At 73.8% G+C, this 16,332-nt stretch carries 11 protein-coding genes; 3 read left to right on the top strand and 8 right to left on the bottom strand.

Features of this window, described 5'->3' with window-relative positions:
- The first annotated feature begins 1,083 nt into the window (after positions 1 to 1,083).
- Complete coding sequence (locus ACRYMN_RS17575) at positions 1,084 to 2,097, top strand: tyrosine-type recombinase/integrase (protein ID WP_432497847.1); 1,014 nt, start codon at positions 1,084 to 1,086, stop codon at positions 2,095 to 2,097.
- Positions 2,098 to 2,188: 91 nt separating this feature from the next.
- Here ACRYMN_RS17575 and uvrA read toward each other — a convergent pair whose 3' ends face one another.
- On the bottom strand, positions 2,189 to 5,113 hold the full coding sequence (gene uvrA, locus ACRYMN_RS17580) for an excinuclease ABC subunit UvrA (RefSeq protein ID WP_432497879.1): 2,925 nt from the start codon (positions 5,111 to 5,113) through the stop codon (positions 2,189 to 2,191).
- A gap of 307 nt (positions 5,114 to 5,420) precedes the next feature.
- Here uvrA and ACRYMN_RS17585 point away from each other — a divergent pair, with 307 nt between their 5' ends.
- Positions 5,421 to 5,951, top strand: coding sequence for a MarR family winged helix-turn-helix transcriptional regulator (locus ACRYMN_RS17585; RefSeq protein ID WP_432497850.1), 531 nt, complete (start codon positions 5,421 to 5,423; stop codon positions 5,949 to 5,951).
- 145 nt (positions 5,952 to 6,096) lie between these two features.
- Here the strand turns inward: ACRYMN_RS17585 and uvrB are convergent, their stop codons facing one another.
- Positions 6,097 to 8,205, bottom strand: coding sequence for an excinuclease ABC subunit UvrB (uvrB, locus tag ACRYMN_RS17590; protein ID WP_432497853.1), 2,109 nt, complete (start codon positions 8,203 to 8,205; stop codon positions 6,097 to 6,099).
- Positions 8,206 to 8,284: 79 nt separating this feature from the next.
- Positions 8,285 to 9,442, bottom strand: a complete 1,158-nt coding sequence (gene coaE / locus ACRYMN_RS17595; protein ID WP_432497855.1) for a dephospho-CoA kinase — start codon at positions 9,440 to 9,442, stop codon at positions 8,285 to 8,287.
- A 108-nt stretch (positions 9,443 to 9,550) separates the two neighbouring features.
- Between coaE and ACRYMN_RS17600 the strand changes: the two genes are divergently transcribed.
- A complete protein-coding gene (locus ACRYMN_RS17600; RefSeq protein ID WP_432497858.1) occupies positions 9,551 to 9,721 on the top strand; it encodes a hypothetical protein in 171 nt (56 codons plus the stop codon).
- Positions 9,722 to 10,100: 379 nt separating this feature from the next.
- On the opposite strand, the gene ACRYMN_RS17605 is transcribed toward ACRYMN_RS17600, so the two are convergent.
- The 5 genes from ACRYMN_RS17605 to mmsB all read right to left on the bottom strand — a co-directional run bounded on the left by ACRYMN_RS17605 (position 10,101) and on the right by mmsB (position 16,188).
- Entirely contained in the window at positions 10,101 to 11,360 is a 1,260-nt protein-coding gene (locus ACRYMN_RS17605) for an ROK family protein (protein ID WP_432497861.1), read from the bottom strand.
- Positions 11,361 to 11,363: 3 nt separating this feature from the next.
- Positions 11,364 to 12,752, bottom strand: a complete 1,389-nt coding sequence (locus tag ACRYMN_RS17610; RefSeq protein ID WP_432497864.1) for a sugar ABC transporter permease — start codon at positions 12,750 to 12,752, stop codon at positions 11,364 to 11,366.
- Positions 12,753 to 12,762: 10 nt separating this feature from the next.
- Positions 12,763 to 13,560: an ATP-binding cassette domain-containing protein gene (locus tag ACRYMN_RS17615; RefSeq protein ID WP_432497867.1), complete on the bottom strand. Its 798-nt coding sequence runs from the start codon at positions 13,558 to 13,560 to the stop codon at positions 12,763 to 12,765.
- 83 nt (positions 13,561 to 13,643) lie between these two features.
- The gene (locus ACRYMN_RS17620) at positions 13,644 to 14,732 is read right to left on the bottom strand and encodes a sugar ABC transporter substrate-binding protein (RefSeq protein WP_432497870.1); all 1,089 of its coding nucleotides are present in this window, start codon (positions 14,730 to 14,732) and stop codon (positions 13,644 to 13,646) included.
- A 202-nt stretch (positions 14,733 to 14,934) separates the two neighbouring features.
- Complete coding sequence (gene mmsB, locus ACRYMN_RS17625) at positions 14,935 to 16,188, bottom strand: multiple monosaccharide ABC transporter permease (RefSeq protein ID WP_432497873.1); 1,254 nt, start codon at positions 16,186 to 16,188, stop codon at positions 14,935 to 14,937.
- Positions 16,189 to 16,332: the final 144 nt, after the last annotated feature.

Consider the following 16,332-nt stretch of genomic DNA (forward strand, 5'->3'; position numbering starts at 1 on the left):
GCCCGGTTCACGAGGAGCTGCGAGAGGGTCTGCAACCCCTCTCCACAGGCTTAATAAGCATAACCTTGACTATGCGGGCGTTTCCGGCGTGCAATCTGCGGCCGTCTGCCGGTGGGGGGTCGACTCCTGGGTGCAGGGGCCACCGGCGAGGCCCTCGAGTGAGCACGGCGCAAGATCACTGGGGGAGTCGGGGACCTGGGGCTTCGGCTTGGCGACACTGGCGGCGGTGAAGCTCGCGACCGCTCGGGTCGGCGGCCGAGCCACTGGCCAGGCGGTTGCGCGACCCGGCGGCCGTGCAGGCGAACGCTTCGACGGCCGGGCGGTCCAGTGGTCGACTCTCCAGCCGACAGCGCATGTCCACAGCCGCGTGGCGGCACTTTCTCCCGCTACGCGGAACGGCAGGCGCAGGGGGTGGCTGCCGCTGGGGAGCAGGCAGTGGCCGTCGGGGGACCGCTGACACTCCGATCCACCAGCGTGGATGACATAATATAGATTATCGGCGTTGCGCAGAGGCGGCCGGATAGGCGCTCACGGACCCTTCCGCTGGCCGACGGGTGCACCCGCGCACCTGGACACCACCGCACCACCACACCGCTGAACAGCACCGCCGTCCGCCGCGTGGAACCCAGCTGACCCGCGTGGATCCAGAGCTCGTCCAGTTCCGGAGCTCACGTGGATACCGCCCGACAGCCACGTCACCGCCGGCACCAGTCGCCGCCACGAGTCGACGGCACTGGTTGACACGCCACCGTCGAGGCGTCCCAGCGCCCGGCCCGCCGCGTGCACGTCGCCGGACGGCGCACGCACCCGGCCGCACCGGTCCAGCTCGACAGGCCCGGCGCGGCCGATCCCGCACCACCGGCGCGGTCGGCCCAGCCACCGCGCCCGCCACGCCCGCCACGCCCGGTCGTCTCGCCCCCTCGCCCACCGGGTGCCGCAGCGCGCCCGATCACCCGCACGGGCGCTCGGTGGCCGTTCCGCGGGTTCCGCATAACGGCGAGTATGCGTGCTGGTCGAGCAGATCCGTTGCAGCGCAACGGTTATGACTTGACGCGCCACTCCCCTGCCGCGTACTCTGGTGTCATGACTCCCCTGTCCTCCGGGGTTCCCGAGTCGATGAGCGCCACCACCGAACTGCCCGCAGCGGTGCACGCCCACGAGGTGGCGCGGCTGCCGCGCAAGGACTCCCCGCACACCGTGGCCGCCCGTCGCCGGGACACCGCCGCCCTGCTGCCCCACCTGCACCGCGCGCTCGGGCACGACTCCCCCGTCGTCGCCGACCTGAGCACCGCCGCGCTGCGCTCGGCGTTCGCGGGTTTCTCCGTCGACCACGCCCGCAGCTCCATCGCGCGCTGCTGGTCCACGTGGAGCGGGCTGTGCGCCTTCCTCGTCGCCGAGCGCGCCCTGCCGGCCAACCCCATGGCCGGGGTGCACCGGCCCCGGCCCGAGCGGCAGCTGCCCAAGCCGCTGCGCGGGGAGGACACCCCCGAGGTGCTGCTGGCGGCCGTGGCCGCCGGGGCGCGCGCGGCGCGCGACCCCTGGCCCGAGCGGGACCTGGCGGTGGTGGCGACCCTGCTGGTCACCGGGGTGCGCAGCGCGGAACTGCTGGGGCTGCGCGTGGGCGACCTGGCCGGTGCGGAGGGCGAGCAGCGCCTGCGGGTGGTGGGCAAGGGCAACGCCGAGCGCAGCGTGCCGGTGGAGGCGGCCCTGGCGCAGCTGATCGAGGCGTACCTGCGCACCCGCCGCGCCCGCTTCCCCACCACCAGGGCGCCGGGGCTGAACGCGCCGCTGTTCGTCGACACCGCCGGCACCGCGCTGACCCGCGACCAGCTGCAGTACCTCGTGGCCAGCTGCTACCGCGCCGCCGGCATCGGCGACCGCGTCCAGCGCGGCGCGCTCGTGCACGCCCTGCGGCACACCTTCGCCACCCGCGTCGTCGCCGCCGGCGCCAGCGCCGTGGAGGTCATGCGGCTGCTGGGGCACCAGAACCTGACGACCTCGCAGCAGTACGTCGACGCCGGGGCGCACGAGCTGCGCAGCGCAGCCGCCGGCAGCACCACGTACGCCGCCCTGCGCCGCCTGCACCCGACGACGTGACCCGCCGCCCCGCTCCCGGCCGACCGCCGCGCTCCGAACAGGACCACGGGCGGACTCGGCACGGGCGCGGGGCAGGCGCGGGACGGTGCCCTCAGCCGGCCGCGCGGGCCGGCGCGGCGCGGCGGGTGGACGTCGCACGCCGCGAGGCGGGCACCCCGGCGGCACCGGTGTCCAGCAGCTCGGCGAGGAACCGCCCGGTGTAGCTCGTCGGGTGCGCGGCGACCTCCTCGGGGGTTCCGGTGGCCACCACGGCACCGCCGCCGCCGCCACCCTCCGGGCCCATGTCCACCAGCCAGTCCGCGCTCTTGATGACGTCGAGGTTGTGCTCGATGACCAGCACGCTGTTGCCCTTGTCCACCAGGCCCTGCACCACGCCCAGCAGCTTGCGGATGTCCTCGAAGTGCAGACCCGTGGTGGGCTCGTCGAGCACGTAGATGGTGCGCCCGTTGGAGCGGCGCTGCAGCTCAGCGGCCAGCTTCACGCGCTGCGCCTCACCACCGGAGAGGGTCGTCGCCGGCTGCCCCAGGCGCACGTACCCCAGCCCCACCTCCGTCAGCGTCGTCATGTACCGCGCGATCGCCGGTACCGCGGAGAAGAACTGCGCCGCCTCCTCGATCGGCATGTCCAGCACCTCGGCGATGGTCTTGCCCTTGAAGTGCACCTCGAGCGTCTCGCGGTTGTAGCGCGCCCCGTGGCACACCTCGCACGGCACGTACACGTCCGGCAGGAAGTTCATCTCGATCTTCAAGGTGCCGTCGCCCGAGCACGCCTCGCAGCGCCCGCCCTTGACGTTGAAGGAGAACCGCCCCGGCTGGTAGCCGCGCAGCTTCGCCTCCGGCGCGGAGGCGAACAGCTTGCGGATGTGGTCGAACACGCCCGTGTAGGTGGCCGGGTTGCTGCGCGGGGTGCGCCCGATCGGGGACTGGTCCACGTGCACGACCTTGTCCAGGTGCTCCAGGCCCTGCACCGACTTGTGCCGCCCCGGCACCCGGCGGGCGCCGTTGAGCTTGTTGGCCAGCACCGTGTACAGGATGTCGTTGACCAGGGTGGACTTGCCCGAGCCGGAGACGCCCGTGACCGCCACCAGGCAGCCCAGCGGGAACTCCACCGTCACGTCGCGCAGGTTGTGCTCGCGCGCCCCCGTCACCGTCAGCGTGCGCGCCGGGTCCACCGGGCGGCGCGCGGCGGGCACCTCGATGCGCCGCGCCCCCGACAGGTACTGCCCCGTCAGCGAGTCCGGGTTGGCCAGCAGCCCGGCCACGTCCCCGGAGTGCACCACCTGCCCGCCGCGCTCGCCGGCGCCGGGGCCGAAGTCGACCACCCAGTCGGCCACGCGCACGGTGTCCTCGTCGTGCTCGACGACGATGAGGGTGTTGCCCAGGTCCCGCAGCCGCGTCAGCGTGTCGATCAGGCGCCGGTTGTCGCGCTGGTGCAGCCCGATGCTCGGCTCGTCGAGCACGTACAGCACGCCCACCAGGCCCGAGCCGATCTGCGTGGCCAGCCGGATGCGCTGGGCTTCACCACCGGAGAGCGTGCCCGCCGGGCGGTCCAGCGAGAGGTAGTCCAGGCCCACGTCCAGCAGGAAGCCCAGCCGCGCCTGGATCTCCTTGACCACCTGCGCGGCGATCCTCTTCTCCCGCGGCGTCAGCGACACCTCGTCCAGGAACCGCGCGCACGCGTCGATGGGCAGCGCGCACACCTCCGAGATCGACCTGCCGCCCAGCTTCACCGCCAGCGAGGACGGCTTCAGCCGCGCCCCCGCGCACACCGGGCACGGCGTCTCGCGCATGTACCCCTCGTAGCGCTCCTTGCTCCAGTCGGACTCGGTCTCCTCGTGGCGGCGCTTGACGAAGGGGATGACGCCCTCGAAGCCGGTGGAGTACTGCCGCTCGCGGCCCCACCGGTTGCGGTAGCGCACCTGCACCTCGTGGTCCTTGCCGTGCAGCAGCGCGTCCTTGGCGCGCTTGGGCAGCGCCCGCCACGGGGTGTCCATCGAGAACGACAGGTCCTGCGACAGCGCCGTCATCAGGCGCTGGAAGTAGTCCGCCGACGCGCTGGCCCACGGCGCGATGGCCCCCTCGGCCAGCGAGAGGTCTTCGTCGGGCACCACCAGGTCCGCGTCCACCTCCAGCTGGGTGCCGATGCCGGTGCACTCCGGGCACGCGCCGAAGGGGGAGTTGAAGGAGAACGAGCGCGGCTCGACCTCGTCGATGTCCAGCGGGTGCTCGTTCGGGCAGGCCATCTTCTCCGAGAAGCGGCGCTCGCCCTCGGGGCCGTCCACCCCCACCAGGTCGGCCACCAGCAGCCCCCCGGAGAGCACCAGCGCCGTCTCCACCGAGTCCGTCAGGCGCCGCTTGACGCCCTCCTTGACCACCAGGCGGTCCACGACCACCTCGATGGTGTGCTTGAGCTTCTTCTGCAGCGTCGGCGGGTCCTCCAGCGGCACCACCTCGCCGTCCACGCGGGCGCGCGCGAAGCCCTTCGCCTGCAGCTCGCGGAACAGCTCCGCGTACTCGCCCTTGCGCTCGCGCACCACCGGCGCCAGCACCTGGAAGCGCGTGCCCGCCTCCAGCTCCATCAGCTGGTCCACGATCTGCTGCGGCGTCTGCCGGCCCACCGGCTCCCCGCACACCGGGCAGTGCGGGCGCCCGGCGCGCGCGAAGAGCAGGCGCAGGTAGTCGTAGACCTCGGTGATCGTGCCCACCGTCGAGCGCGGGTTGCGCGAGGTGGACTTCTGGTCGATGGACACCGCCGGCGACAGGCCCTCGATGAAGTCCACGTCCGGCTTGTCCATCTGCCCCAGGAACTGCCGCGCGTACGCCGACAGCGACTCCACGTACCGCCGCTGCCCCTCGGCGAAGATCGTGTCGAAGGCCAGCGAGGACTTGCCCGAGCCGGACAGGCCGGTGAAGACCACCAGGCTGTCGCGCGGCAGGTCCACCGAGACGTCCTTGAGGTTGTGCTCGCGCGCCCCGCGCACCACCAGGCGCTCGGAGCTGACGCGCGCGGTGGCCACCGGCCGCGTCGAGGTGCCGGCGGCGGCGCGCGCGCGTCCGGAGGTGCCGCTGGAGCGCGGGGCGCCGGAGCGGGCGGCGCCGGTGGAACCGGCAGCGCCGGCGGGAGGGGTGCGAGTGGCCACCCCCCAACCCTAGGCGCCCCCTCGGACACCGGCGCCCGGCCGACGGCGCGGGCGCCCCGCGCCGCCCAGCGGCGCGCCCCCGCACGCCCTCGCACGCCCCGGCGCGCACCGCCACGTCGTCCCCCCGCCGGGGTCGACCGATCGGCTGACGCGAGTAGTTGAAATGAACGACTACCCTGGGGGCATGCCCACCGGCGACGCACTCCTCGACCCCGCCCCCACGGGCACCCGCTGGCTCGACGAGGACGAGCAGCGCACCTGGCGCACCTTCCTGGCGGCCACCCAGCTGCTCATGGACCGCGTCGACCGCCAGCTGCAGCACGAGTCCGGCGTCGTGCACACCTACTACGAGATGCTCGTGCGCCTGTCCGAGGCCCCCGGGCGCTCCCTGCGCATGAGCGAGCTCGCCGACTCCTCCCTGTCCTCGCGCAGCCGCGTCTCGCACGCCGTCTCCCGCATGGAGGAGCGCGGCTGGATCCGGCGCGAGGCCTGCGCCACCGACGGGCGCGGCTTCAACGCCGTCCTGACCGACGCGGGCCTGCGCGCCCTGGAGGCCGCCGCCCCCGGCCACGTCGAGACAGTGCGCGAGGTGCTCCTGGACCGCCTCGACGGCGCCCAGCAGCAGCAGCTGCGCCGCATCAGCGAGACCCTCCTGGAGCACCTGACCGCCACCGGCAGCGTCTCCCCCGTGCCCCTGACGCCCCCGAGGGCCTGAGCCCCCAGCCCCGCCGGGCACCCCCGCGCCGACGGGTCGATGAGGGCGGCCCGGGCCGGCCCGCCGGCGCTCGCGGGCGGGCCCGCCCGCCCCGCTCCCCGACCCCGGGCGCGAGGGGGTCAGGGGGCAGGGGGGCGGGAGCCGCTCATGCGCCCTGCGCCGCCCGCATCCCGCGCAGCTCCTTCTTCAGGTCGCCGATCTCGTCGCGCAGCCGCGCCGCCAGCTCGAACTGCAGCTCCGCGGCCGCGGCGTGCATCTGCTCGCTCAGCTGCTGGATGAGGTCGGCCAGGTCGGACTGCGCCACCGGCGCGCGCATCGCCGGCGCCTCGCGCACCGCCGCACCGCCGCGGGAGGACGCCTTGCCCCGCGACTGCGCCCGCCCGCCACCACCGGGCGCGGACAGCAGCGCCGCCGTGTCCGCGTCCTCCCGGGCGATCAGGTCGGTGATGTCCGCGATGCGCTTGCGCAGCGGCATCGGGTCCACCCCGCGCTCGCGGTTGTACGCCACCTGCTTCTCGCGGCGCCGGTTGGTCTCCTCGATGGCCTTCTCCATCGACGGGGTGATCGTGTCGGCGTACATGTGCACCTGCCCCGACACGTTGCGCGCCGCGCGCCCGATCGTCTGGATCAGCGAGGTCGCCGAGCGCAGGAAGCCCTCCTTGTCCGCGTCCAGGATCGCCACCAGCGAGACCTCCGGCAGGTCCAGGCCCTCGCGCAGCAGGTTGATGCCCACCAGCACGTCGTACTCGCCCTGGCGCAGCTCGCGCAGCAGCTCCACCCGCCGCAGCGTGTCGATGTCCGAGTGCAGGTACCGCACCCGCACGCCCTGCTCGAGCAGGTAGTCGGTCAGGTCCTCGGCCATCTTCTTCGTCAGGGTGGTCACCAGCACCCGCTCGTCGCGCGCGGCGCGCGCACGCACCTCGTGCAGCAGGTCGTCGATCTGCCCCTTCGTCGGCTTGACGACCACCTCCGGGTCCACCAGGCCGGTGGGGCGGATGATCTGCTCGACCACGCCGTCGCCGCGCGAGAGCTCGTACGGGCCCGGGGTGGCCGACAGGTACACCGTCTGCCCCACCCGGTCCAGGAACTCCTCCCAGCGCAGCGGCCGGTTGTCCATCGCGCTGGGCAGGCGGAAGCCGAAGTCCACCAGCGTGCGCTTGCGCGAGGCGTCGCCCTCGTACATCGCCCCGATCTGCGGCACCGTCACGTGCGACTCGTCGATCACCAGCAGGAAGTCGTCGGGGAAGTAGTCCAGCAGCGTGTTCGACGCCGAGCCGGGCGCGCGGCCGTCCATGTGCCGCGAGTAGTTCTCCACCCCCGAGCAGGTGCCCACCTCGCGCAGCATCTCGACGTCGTAGGTGGTGCGCATGCGCAGGCGCTGCGCCTCCAGCAGCTTGCCCTGCTGCTCCAGCTCCGCCAGCCGCTCGGCCAGCTCCGCCTCGATGGAGGAGATCGCGCGCTCCAGGCGCTCCGGGCCGGCCACGTAGTGCGAGGCGGGGAAGATGTGGACCATCTCCTCCTCGCGCAGCACCTCACCGGTCAGCGGGTTCAGCGTGTACAGCTTGTCGATCTCGTCGCCGAAGAACTCCACGCGGATCGCGTGCTCCTCGTACTGCGGGATGATCTCCACCGTGTCGCCGCGGGCGCGGAAGGTGCCGCGCGTGAACGCCAGGTCGTTGCGCGTGTACTGCATGCCCACGAAGCTGCGCAGCAGGTCGTCGCGGTCCATGGTGTCGCCCACCTTCAGCGTCACCATGCGGTCCACGTACTCCTGCGGGGTGCCCAGGCCGTAGATGCACGAGACCGTGGCGACCACCACCACGTCGCGGCGCGTCAGCAGCGAGTTCGTCGCCGAGTGCCGCAGCCGCTCCACCTCGTCGTTGATCGAGGAGTCCTTCTCGATGTACGTGTCCGACTGCGGCACGTACGCCTCGGGCTGGTAGTAGTCGTAGTAGGAGACGAAGTACTCCACCGCGTTGTTCGGCAGCAGCTCGCGGAACTCGTTGGCCAGCTGCGCCGCCAGCGTCTTGTTCGGCGCCATCACCAGCGTGGGCCGCTGCACCTGCTCGATCAGCCACGCCGTCGTGGCCGACTTGCCGGTGCCCGTGGCGCCCAGCAGCACCACGTCCTTCTCGCCACCGCGCACCCGCCGCGCCAGCTCCGCGATGGCCGCGGGCTGGTCGCCGGAGGGGGCGAACTCGGAGACCACCTCGAAGGGCGCCACCCGGCGCTCGATGTCAGTCGTGGGCCGCATGCGGCCACTGTAGGTCCGCCCTGCGACACCAGCCCCCGCTCAGCTCCGCTCAAGCCTGCCCAGGCCTGCTCAGGCCTGCTCAGCCCTGGCCCGGCCCGGGGGGCGACCAGCCCGTGCGCTCGGCCCACTCCTCGGCGTCCCGCTCCTCGGCGTCCTGCTCGGCCTCCCGCTGCCCCGCGCCTCCCCCCGCGAGCGGCTCCCCCGCCGGCCCCGCGGCCGCCGCGCGCGCCCGGTCGCGCAGCAGCAGCGCCCGGCGCCAGGCCGGGGAGCCGTGCACCCGCACGTGCACGCGCGCCGGGCGGCCCGGGTCCGCCGAGCCGTGCACCGCCAGCGTCCCGTCCTCCCCCGCCGCGTCGCCGGCGCTCGCCGTCGCGGGCAGGCCCACCGCCGCCAGCGCCGCGGCCACCGGCGCAGCGTCCGCGGGCGCGCGCACGGCCAGCTGCACCTCCAGCACGTCGCGGGCCCACCTGCCGGGCACCGCCGTGGCCCCCACGTGCTCGGCGCCGCGACCGGCGTCGCCGGCGGCGCGGGCCGCGCGGGCGACCAGGCGCGCCGCCTGCGCCGGCCACGCCGGGTCCGGCGCCACCGCGCCGACCGGCTCGGGGGCGGCCCGCCCCTCGCGCACGCCGCGCTCGAAGGGCACGAGGCGCTCGCTCCACAGCCGCCGCACCCGCTCGGGCAACGGGTCGGGCGCCCCGAGCGGCCGGCGCGGGTTGTCCAGCACGACGTCCGCGGCGGCCAGCCGCTCGGCGTCCGGGGCCTGCGCGGCCACCCGGGCCCGCGCGTCCTGCTCGCTCGAGCCGCGCTCGGCCACCAGGCGCCGCACCCGCTCCTCCACGTCGGCGTGCACGACCACCACGAGCGCGAAGCGCGGCGCGGCACCGGTCTCCACCAGCAGCGGCACGTCCTCGACCACCACCGCGTCGGGTGCCGCGGCGGCCACCAGCTCCTCGCGCCGCGCGGCGACCAGCGGGTGCACCAGCGCGTTGAGGTCGGCGCGGGCGGCGGCGTCCGCGAACACCACGCGGCCCAGCGCCGGCCGGTCCAGGGAGCCGTCGGCGCCCAGCACGCCGGCGCCGAAGCGCTCGACCACCGCCCGCAGGCCCGGTGTACCCGGCTGCACCACCTCGCGCGCCAGCACGTCCGCGTCGACCAGGACGGCGCCGCAGCGCACCAGCTCCCGGGCCACGGTGGACTTGCCCGCGCCGATACCGCCGGTCAGGCCCACGCGCAGCACGGCGACAACGCTAGCCCAGCCGGGGCACCGGCGAACCGCGACGGCACGACCGCTCCCCCTGCAGCACCTAGGCTGTCGAGGACCCGGCGTGGACAGGAGGACGACAGCGTGGGCGATGCAGCGGTGACCCGCCGTTCAGGTTCCGCGTGCACCTGCGGCCACGCCAAGGACGTGCACGAGCACTACCGGGCCGGCAGCGACTGCGCGTTGTGCGAGTGCCCCCGCTACAGCCCGACCACGGGTCTGCGCGCCCTGCTGAGGGTCTTCACGCACCGCTGAGTGTGAGCTCACTGCTTGGGGTGCTTCAACCAAAAACGTAATTGCGTTTATAACTCGCGATAATTATCATTTACATGTGTCACAGGTGGGCTTGCCGCATCGGGTGGGCGCGTCCCGACGCGCCTGCGCCGACGCTTCCTCCACGTCGTCCAGCCGACGACTGCCGGCAGCCGCCCCCGTCAAGTGCTGCCGCGACCACCTCCCCACCTGTCCGCGTGGCCGCCGGAGAACGCGAACCCGTCGGGTGTTCGTCGGGGTCGTCCTGGCCTCTCCCCGCAATGGCAGGTGCGCTGATATGGCTGTTATTTTCATCGCGATAATCAAAACTTACGTGCGCATTTCTGGCAGCACCCCTGGCGGGTCGCGCAGGCGGCTGCTCCTAGGCGCGACCGGCGACGGGCACGGGGTGGACGGCCCGGCCGGCGATGGTCCCGAGCGGGTCGGCGAGCAGGGCGGCGAAGGCGAGCTCCGCTCCCCCGAGCAGCGTGGAGTCGCGGCCCAGCCCGGCGAGGCGGACGTCGACGTCCGCGCGCAGCGCGGGGGTGACCAGCCGGTCGAGCCAGGGCAGGACGTCCTCGGCGGTCTCCGGCCACAGGTCGCGCCACAGGCCGTCGCCGAGGAGGACGACCTGGGGGTCGAAGACGTTGTAGACGCTGGCGAGGCCGCGCGCGAACGCGCGCGAGAGCTTGTCGCGGGTGCGCCGGGAGACCACGCCGCCGGCGCGCAGCTGCTCCAGCACCCGGGCGGTGATGTCGGGGGCGTCGGGGTCCAGCCCGAACGGCTCGGCCCACGCCCCGGCCATCGCCTGGCTCTCCCAGCAGCCGCGGCTGCCGCAGTGGCAGGCCCGCCCGGCGGGGTCGACGCCGATGTGGCCGACCTCGCCGCCGAAGCCGCGGTGGCCGGTCAGCGGGTGCCCGCCGGTGAGCACTCCCCCGCCCAGCCCGTACGTGCCGCACAGGTAGACGACGTCGCTGCGGCCGACGGCGGCGCCGCGGCGGTGCTCGGCCAGCAGCCCCAGGTCGGCGTCGTTGGCCACGTCGACGGGCGGCGGTGCCGCGCCGCGGGCGGCGAGCGCACCGGTGACGAGGTCGCGCAGCGGCACCTCGCGCCAGCCCAGGTGCGGTGCGGTGGCGACCACGCCCTCGCCGGCGCGGACGGTGCCGGGCACGGCCACGGCGATGCCGGCGACGTGGTGCAGGTCTCCCCCGCACACCCGGAGCAGCGCGCCGGTGACGAGGTCGGTGACGGCCTCGGGGTCGGCCGAGGCGGGCTTGAGGTCGCTGCACCAGCGGGCCAGGACGCCGCCGCCGAGGCCGGCGCGCACGAGGCGCACCTCGTGCACGTCGACCTGAACGGCCAGCACGGAGGTCCCGCCGTCGGGCACGGGGCGCGGTCGAACCTCCAGGGAAGGGCGGCCCACGCGCCCGGGCACGAGGTCGACGGGGCGGTCCTCGACGAGCAGGCCCGCGTCGACGAGGACGCCGACGAGGCCGCCGACGGTGGAGCGGTTCAGCCCCAGCGAGCGGGTGACCTCGGCGCGGGTCGCGGCGCCCCGCTGGTGCACGAGCCCGAGGATCGCCGCGAGGTTGTGCCGGCGGACGTCCTCCTGGCCGTGCCCCCGCGGGGCGGCCGCGGTCACGGTCTAGATGGCCGCCGACGCGCGACGCCGGCGGGAGATCGCGTCGACCGCCGCGGCGAGCAGGAGCACGGCGCCCGTGACGAGGTAGTTGACGAAGGCGCTCTGGCCGAGCAGGCCCAGGCCGTTGGCGATGGTGGCGATGACCATGCCGCCGATGACGGCGTTGGAGACGCGGCCCTTGCCGCCGAAGAGGCTGGTGCCGCCGATGACGGCGGCGCCGACGCCGAGCAGCAGGGTGTTGCCGCCGCCGGAGCCGGGGGCCACGGAGTTCAGGCGCGAGGCGTCGATGACGCCGGACAGGGCCGCCAGCGTGGAGCCGATCATGAAGACGGACATGCGGATGCCGCGCACCGAGATGCCGGCGCGGCGCGCGGCCTCGGGGTTGCCGCCGACGGCGTAGACGTGGCGGCCGTAGGCGGTGCGCCCGAGCACGAGGGTGAGCACGACGAGCAGGGCGGCGATGACGGGCACGGAGTACGGGATGCCGGCGAGCACGATGCTGGGCACGCGCGCGCGGTTCTGCGACAGGATCGCGGTCAGCACGAGCAGCACGACGGCGACGGCGACCACGCGCAGGGCGACCAGGCCGATGTTGTCGCGGGTCAGGCCGCGGCGGCGCTGCCCGGCCCAGCGGCCGAAGCTGACGGCGGCGTAGGCCAGCGAGGTGCCCACGGCGAGGACCCAGCCCAGCCACACCGGCACGTTCTCGTTGGCGATGGCGATGACGACCGGGTCGCGCACCGCGATGGTGCCGCCCTCCCCGATCAGCCACAGGGTGATGCCCTGCACGCCGAGGAAGAAGGCGAGGGTGACGACGAAGGACGGGATCCCGATGCGCGAGACGAGCAGGCCGATGAGGGTGCCGATGACCAGGCCGGTGAGCAGCGCGCCGAGCAGCCCGGCGTACCAGGGCCAGCCCTGGTCGCGGAAGATCAGGGCCATGACGGCCGCTGCGGCACCGCCGGCCACGCCGGCGGACAGGTCGATGTCGCCGAGCAGGAGCACGAACGTCAGGCCCATGGCCAGCACGATGATGCTGGAGGCCTGCACCAGCAGGTTGGCGATGTTGCCGGGGGTGGGGAAGGTGTCCGGGCGCAGCGCGGAGAAGAGCAGGAAGAGCACGACCAGGCCCAGGACGGCGGGCAGGGAACCGATGTCCCCGCCGCGCAGCCGGGCCAGGTAGGCGCGCACGCCCTCGCCGAAACCGGGTTCGGCCGGCGGTTGCGCCAGGGGGCTGGCGGTGGCGGTGGCGCGGGTCAGGTCGCGGATGCGCTCGGCCTCGCTGCGCGCCTCGGCGGGGGCGGTCGGGGAGGCGGTGGAAGCGGTGGAGGCCGCGGTGGCGCCGGCGTCCTCGCCGTGCGCGGCGGCGCGGGGTTCGCTGGGGGAGGTCATGGTCCTTGCCTCAGACGGTCGCGGAGACGGTGGAGGGGGCCAGGCCGAGCTCGCCGGAGCGGCCCGCGGTGATGAGCTCGACCACCTGGCTGCTGGTGACGTCGCGCGTGCGCACGGTGGCGGCGGAGCGCCCGAGGTAGAGGGCGGTGATGTTGTCCGCGACCTCGAAGACGTCGTTGAGGTTGTGCGAGATGAGCACGACGCCCAGGCCGTTGTCGGCCAGCCGCCGCACCAGGTCGAGCACCTGGCGGGTCTGGGCCACGCCCAGGGCCGCGGTGGGCTCGTCGAGCAGGACGACCTTGGAGTTCCACAGGACGGCCTTGGCGATGGCGACCGTCTGGCGCTGGCCGCCGGACAGGCTGGAGACGAGCTGGCGCACGGAGCGCACGGTGCGCACCGACAGGCTCGCCAGGGTCTGGCGGGCCATCTCCTCCATGGTGGGCTCGTCCAGCAGGACCCCGCGGCGCTTCTCGCGGCCGAGGAACATGTTCTGGACGATGTCGAGGTTGTCGCACAGCGCGAGGTCCTGGTAGACGACCTCGATGCCGAGGGCGGCGGTGTCCTTGGGGCCGTGCACGGTGACGGGGCGGCCCTCGAAGACGTAGTCGCCGGCGTCGGTGGTGTAGATGCCGGCGATGCACTTGACGAGGGTGGACTTGCCGGCGCCGTTGTCGCCCACCAGGGCGGTCACCTCGCCGGCGCGCACGTCGAGGTCGACGCCGTGCAGCACCTGCACGGCGCCGAAGCTCTTGTCGATGCCGCGCAGGGACAGCAGCGGGGTCCCCTCCGCGGGGGTGGTCTGGGTCATGGTTCCTCCTCCGGGCACCGCCGGGGGGTTCGGCGCCGCCGGGTCCGCGCGCGTGCGGCGCGGACCCGGCGGCGCGGCGGGGGTCAGGAGATGCCGAGCTCGGTGCAGGCGGCGGCGAACTCGCCGGTGCACAGGTCGGCGGCGCTGACGAAGCCGTCGTCGACCACGGTCTTGACGCTGTCGCGGAAGATCGCCTGGGGCTCGAGCAGGATGGAGGCCACGTCGCGCCCGCCCTCGTCGTCGCGCACGGTGCCGGTGGTCTCGGGCTCCTCGCCGTTGACCAGGGCGATGGCGACCTCGGCCAGGGCGTTGGCCTCGTCGGCGACCGGCTTGTAGACGGTCATGCACTGGCTGCCGGCGAGGATGTTCTGCAGGCCCTGCGTGGTGGCGTCCTGGCCGGTCACGGGCACCTGGCCGGCGCGGCCGTTGCGGGCGAGGATGGAGATGGCGGCGTTGCCCAGGCCGTCGTTGGCGGCCAGCACGCCGTCGACGGCGCCGCCCTGCTGGGTGAGGATCTGCTCGAAGATGGTGGCGGCCTGCTGGTTGTCCCAGTCCGGCACGGCCTGCTCGGCGACGACGGTGTAGTCCGAGACCGCGTCCAGGACGCTGTGCGCGCCCTGGGAGAAGAGGGTCGCGTTGTTGTCGTCGGGCGAGCCGTTGAGGTAGACGATGTTCTTCGGCCCGGCGCCCAGGCACTGCTGCAGGCCCTGGCCCTGGAGCTCGCCGACGCGGGTGTTGTCGAAGGAGATGTAGTACTCGGCGTTGCCGCCCAGCGTCAGGCGGTCGTAGTCGATGGTCTGCACGCCGGCCTGGTCGGCGCGGGCTTGGATGGCCGCGCCGGAGGCGGAGTCGAGGTTGGCGATGGCCAGCACCGCGACGCCCTGGGTGATCATCTGGTCGGCGATGGTCTGCATCCGGCTGGCGTCGCCCTGGGCGTTCTGGATGTCGACCTCGACGCCGGCGTCGTCGAAGGCCTGCTGCAGCAGCGGGCGGTCGAAGGACTCCCAGCGCACCGAGGACTCGGTGTCGGGCAGGATCACGCCGACCTGGGGGCCGTCGGACCCGCCGGAGGTCTCCCCCGGGGAGGAGCCGCCGCCCTCGCTGCCGCAGGCGGAGGTGAGCAGGACGGCCGCCACGCCGGTGGCCGCCAGGGCGGTGAGTCGCACGCGCATGGATGCTCCTTCGCATCTGCCGGGGGCCGCAGCGCCCCCGGACGTATGTTGTGCGCGCCAACATATAGCTCGGCGCCCCGTGCGCCAGGCCTCGTGACCATCCTGTGACGTGAGCGTGGCGCGGGCGACGCCGTGCGCAGCCCCCCGGACGCGCCAGGGGCCCGACCGGTCCTGCCGGTCGGGCCCCCTCGGGTGGTGCGGGTCAGCGCACGCCGCTGCGGCGCTTGTTGTAGACGTCGAAGGCGACCGCCAGCAGCAGCACCAGGCCCTTGATGACCTGCTGCAGGGACTGGTCGACGTTCAGCAGCTGCATGCCGTTGGAGATGACGCCCACGAGCAGACCGCCGACCATCGCGCCGGTGATGCGGCCGACACCGCCGGTGACCGCCGCGCCGCCGATGAAGGCCGCCGCGATGGCGTCCAGCTCGAAGCTGTTGCCGGCGCCGGGCTGGGCGCCGTTGGAGCGCGAGGAGAAGATGATGCCGGCCACCGCGGCCAGGAAGCCCATGTTGACGAAGATCCAGAAGTTGACCCTCCGGACGTTCACGCCGGAGAGCTGGGCGGCGGCCAGGTTGCCGCCGATGGCGTAGACCTGGCGGCCGAAGACGGTGGAGCGGGTGACGACGGAGTACACCAGGATCAGCACGGCCAGGATGATCAGCACGACGGGCAGGCCGCGGCTGTTGGCCAGCTGCCAGGCGAAGGCCATGACGACCGCGGCCACGGCCACGATCTTCAGCACGAACAGCGGCATCGCGTCGACGACCTGCTGGTAGCGCACGCGGGCGATGCGGGTGCGCACCTGGCTGACGGCGTAGCCCAGGACGGCCAGCGCGGCGATGAGCAGGGTGAAGGCGTCGTAGCCGTAGCCGCCGAGCAGGCCGTTGAGGAAGCCGGTGGCGATGTTGCCGTACTGCTCCGGGAAGGGCGAGAGCGAGACGTTGTCGAGCACGTAGTAGGTCAGGCCGCGGAAGAGCAGCATGCCGGCGAGGGTGACGATGAACGCCGGGATGCCGATGAAGGCGACCCAGAAGCCCTGCCAGGCGCCGATGGCCAGCCCGACGCCCAGGGCGGCGAGCACGCCGACCCACCATGGGCGCCCGGAGCCGATGACGAGCTGCGCGGAGACGGCGCCCGTCAGCGCGACCACCGACCCCACGGACAGGTCGATGTGGCCGGCGACGATGACGATGAGCATGCCGATCGCCAGCACCAGCACGTACGAGTACTGCAGCACGATGTTGGTGATGTTGTTCGGGCTCAGGGACAGGCCGTCGGTGAGCACCGCGAACAGCAGGACGACGACCACGAAGGCGATGTAGATGCCGCTCTCGCGCAGGTTCTGCGTGATGGCGACCAGCGGGTTCGCGCTGCCCGTGCGGGGTGCGGGGCTGCCCGCGGGGCCGGTGGCGGTGCCGCGCGCACCGCCCTTGACGAGATCGCCGATGCCGCTCATGCGGAGTGCTCCTGGTTGTCGTCGGGGGTGTGGGCGGCGGCGGGGGCCGCCGCGGCGGTGGGGCCGGCGGGCGCCCGCGCGCCGGCCTTTGTCAAAATGGCCAAAAACACCACCACCCTGGCCACGCCCACCCCCCCCAGACAC

It is taken from the genome of Kineococcus gypseus, from assembly GCF_050871305.1.
Taxonomy (GTDB): Bacteria; Actinomycetota; Actinomycetes; order Actinomycetales; family Kineococcaceae; genus Kineococcus; species Kineococcus gypseus.

Bases quoted from the DNA above. Each gene is read 5' to 3' on its own strand.
- ACRYMN_RS17610 (WP_432497864.1), bottom strand. From the start codon at position 12,752: ATGACCTCCCCCAGCGAACCCCGCGCCGCCGCGCACGGCGAGGACGCC.
- ACRYMN_RS17620 (WP_432497870.1), bottom strand. From the start codon at position 14,732: ATGCGCGTGCGACTCACCGCCCTGGCGGCCACCGGCGTGGCGGCCGTC.
- uvrB (WP_432497853.1), bottom strand. From the start codon at position 8,205: ATGCGGCCCACGACTGACATCGAGCGCCGGGTGGCGCCCTTCGAGGTG.
- ACRYMN_RS17615 (WP_432497867.1), bottom strand. From the start codon at position 13,560: ATGACCCAGACCACCCCCGCGGAGGGGACCCCGCTGCTGTCCCTGCGC.
- ACRYMN_RS17575 (WP_432497847.1), top strand. From the start codon at position 1,084: ATGACTCCCCTGTCCTCCGGGGTTCCCGAGTCGATGAGCGCCACCACC.
- ACRYMN_RS17585 (WP_432497850.1), top strand. From the start codon at position 5,421: ATGCCCACCGGCGACGCACTCCTCGACCCCGCCCCCACGGGCACCCGC.
- mmsB (WP_432497873.1), bottom strand. From the start codon at position 16,188: ATGAGCGGCATCGGCGATCTCGTCAAGGGCGGTGCGCGCGGCACCGCC.